Genomic DNA, 1,189 nt, shown 5'->3' on the forward strand with positions numbered 1-1,189 from the left:
AAGCAAACTTTGGTTACCGAACGGTGAATTACCGTCGGGGACGGCCGCCGCCCTCGGGCTGCAGGGCCACATGGCGCGCACCATCGGTGAATGGGAGGGCGCGCCGGTCTGGCTGATACGCCAGGCGATGCCGCGGGAGATGGGATCGGTGCGTCAGCTGTTGGATCAGGATCGCGGTCTGTTCCAGCTTGCCGGGCGCGGCGTTCAGTTGGCGGATTTCTACCGCTCTCATCGCTATTGCGGCTACTGCGGCCATGAGATGCACCTCAGCCGCTCCGAAAGCGCCTGCCTGTGCGGCCACTGCAAAGAGCGGTACTACCCGCAGATTGCGCCCTGCGTGATCGTCGCCATTCGGCGCGACGATCAGATCCTGCTGGCGCAACACGTGCGCCATCGCGGCGGCATCCACACGGTGCTGGCCGGCTTCGTCGAGGTGGGCGAAACGCTGGAACAGGCGGTAGCGCGCGAAGTGATGGAAGAGAGCAATATCGAAATCAAGAACCTGCGTTACGTCACCTCACAACCCTGGCCGTTCCCGCACTCGCTGATGATGGCCTTTATGGCCGATTACCATCAGGGTGACCTTCGACACGACCCCAAGGAGCTGCTCAACGCCGGCTGGTATCGCTACGACCAACTGCCACTGTTGCCGCCGCCCGGCACCGTGGCGCGCCGGTTGATTGAGGACACCGTGGCGCTGTGCCGGGCAGAATAATGTACACTGGCCGGCAGATTATTAAGGGAGCCCCATAAATGACTGAGTTGAAGAACGATCGCTACCTGCGCGCGCTGTTGCGCCAGCCGGTGGATGTGACCCCCGTATGGATGATGCGCCAGGCCGGTCGTTATTTACAGGAGTACAAGGCGACCCGCGCCCAGGCCGGTGATTTCATGTCGCTGTGCAAGAACGCGGAGCTGGCCTGTGAGGTTACGCTGCAGCCGCTGCGCCGCTATGCGCTGGACGCCGCCATTCTGTTCTCCGACATTCTCACCATTCCCGACGCCATGGGGCTTGGCCTGTACTTTGAAGCCGGCGAAGGCCCGCGTTTCAGCTCACCCATCACCTGCCGTGCTGACGTCGACAAACTGCCGGTGTTCGATCCAGAAGTGGAGTTGGGCTATGTGATGAACGCGGTGCGTACCATCCGCCGCGAGCTGAAGGGCGAAGTGCCGCTGATCGGCTTCTCCG

At 62.4% G+C, this 1,189-nt stretch carries 2 protein-coding genes; both read left to right on the top strand.

Annotation, left to right across the window (positions count from 1 at the left end; translation table 11 throughout):
• A partial coding sequence (nudC, locus tag ABT171_RS41640) for an NAD(+) diphosphatase (protein WP_351252163.1) occupies positions 1 to 715 on the top strand: 715 nt, incomplete at its 5' end.
• A gap of 38 nt (positions 716 to 753) precedes the next feature.
• On the top strand, positions 754 to 1,189 hold a 436-nt coding region (locus ABT171_RS41645; protein ID WP_351252165.1), incomplete at its 3' end, for a uroporphyrinogen decarboxylase family protein.

The organism is Streptomyces sp. NPDC001851, assembly GCF_040297165.1.
In the GTDB taxonomy this organism is placed as follows: domain Bacteria; phylum Actinomycetota; class Actinomycetes; order Streptomycetales; family Streptomycetaceae; genus Streptomyces.